2 protein-coding genes are annotated in these 1,560 nt (G+C 47.7%); one reads left to right on the forward strand and one right to left on the reverse strand.

All coding sequences use genetic code 11. The annotated features are described in order from the left end of the window. Positions 1 to 701, reverse strand: a 701-nt coding sequence (locus tag NFR99_RS15215) for a recombinase family protein (protein ID WP_251354078.1), incomplete at its 3' end; no start/stop codon positions are given. 218 nt (positions 702 to 919) lie between these two features. Here NFR99_RS15215 and NFR99_RS15220 point away from each other — a divergent pair. After that, the gene (locus NFR99_RS15220; protein ID WP_117460706.1) at positions 920 to 1,366 is read left to right on the forward strand and encodes a DUF6194 family protein; all 447 of its coding nucleotides are present in this window, start codon (positions 920 to 922) and stop codon (positions 1,364 to 1,366) included. Positions 1,367 to 1,560 lie beyond the last annotated feature (194 nt).

Raw genomic sequence — 1,560 nt, forward strand, 5'->3', positions numbered from 1 at the left:
TCATAGCCGGGGTGGTAGCGGCGGGTTCTCCCTGTCCGGCGGTATTCCAGCGTTCCCGGCGTGGGGATTTCCTGCTCCGTGAGCATACGGGCTATCTTGGTCGGACCGTTCCCGGCAAGGCATAGGCTGTAAATCTGCTTTACCACGGGGGCGGCTTCCTCGTCAATGATGAAATTTTCGTCCTCGTCCATGAGGTAGCCGTACACGGGCTTGCTTGTGACGGGCTTCCCGCTCATGCCTTTTGACCTCTTGACCGCTCTGATTTTCTTGCTCGTATCCCTCACCAGCCATTCGTTAAAAATATTACGCAAAGGTGCAAAGTCATTCTCGCCCTGTGCGCTGTCAACGCCGTCATTGATAGCAATGAAACGGACGTTTTTCTGTGGGAAAATCATTTCCGTATACATTCCCACTTGAAGATAGTTTCGCCCTAACCGTGACATATCCTTTACAATGACTGTTCCCACAAGCCCCGCTTCAATGTCGGCAAGCATGGACTGGAAGCCGGGTCTTTGGAAATTCGCCCCGGAGAATCCGTCGTCCGTGTACCATTTGAGGTTGGTAAAGCCGTTCTGTTTTGCGTAGGCTTCAAGAATTCTTTTCTGGTTGCTTATGGAATTGGATTCCCCGGAAAGCTCGTCCTCATGGGATAATCTCGGATATAGGGCGGTAATAAGTTGCTGGGTGGTCTGTCTTGACATAGATTCCTCCGTTTCCGACAGCCAGCCCCACTATTCCGTAGGTTTATTATATCATAGGGCTGGGTGGGCTGTACAGTTCTTTTTGCTACTTTATGTCGAAAAATATCACGGTTTTTCATTAAGGCTTGTCGCAAATTAGATGTTTATGGAAATAATCTCTGATTTGTGCTACAATAATCCGACAGCTCTTTATTTTATATTTTGTGAGGTAGAACACTATGGAAGCAAAACAAATATTGGATTACTGCCTTTCCTCCTTAAACGGTACGGTACTCGTTGAAAGTTGGGGCGAAAAAGGGATTTTCTACAATCCCGGTCTTGTATTAAAACGTGGCGTATATGTTCTGACTGTTAAGGAAAAAGACGGTGATAACGATAAAGCGTCCAATCTTGACAGAACAGGTATTTACCGTGTCAATCTTGGGCTGCGAAAAAGCACATTCCAAAAGATGTATGGTAAAATTCCGGCACGTCCGGCGGCGGGCGGTGTCGTGGATATGGATTGTGATTTCACTGCTTTAGACATTATCATTCCCCACCCGGTTTATGCTTGGATGGGGTGGGTAAGCGTCCTAAATCCGTCCAAACAGACATTTGAACGGTTAAAGCCCCTTATTCAAGAAGCATACGAATTTTCAGTCGAAAAATTCCAAAAAAGAAAATAGGCAGGAACTGGCGGTCATACTCCACGGCATGACCGCTTTTTCATGCCCGGTTTATGCGGTAAATGGCGGCTTGTGTCCGGCTGCGCTTTCCGCTTCCAGCACTTTCATCATCTTGTCGGCGGTGGTGGCGGTGCTTTTCTTGGGCGTGTCGGTCATAGGCAAATCTCCTTTCCGTTCAGCAGCTTTTTAAGGCG

This window comes from Hominisplanchenecus murintestinalis (genome assembly GCF_943193015.1).
Taxonomy (GTDB): Bacteria; Bacillota; Clostridia; order Lachnospirales; family Lachnospiraceae; genus Hominisplanchenecus_A; species Hominisplanchenecus_A murintestinalis.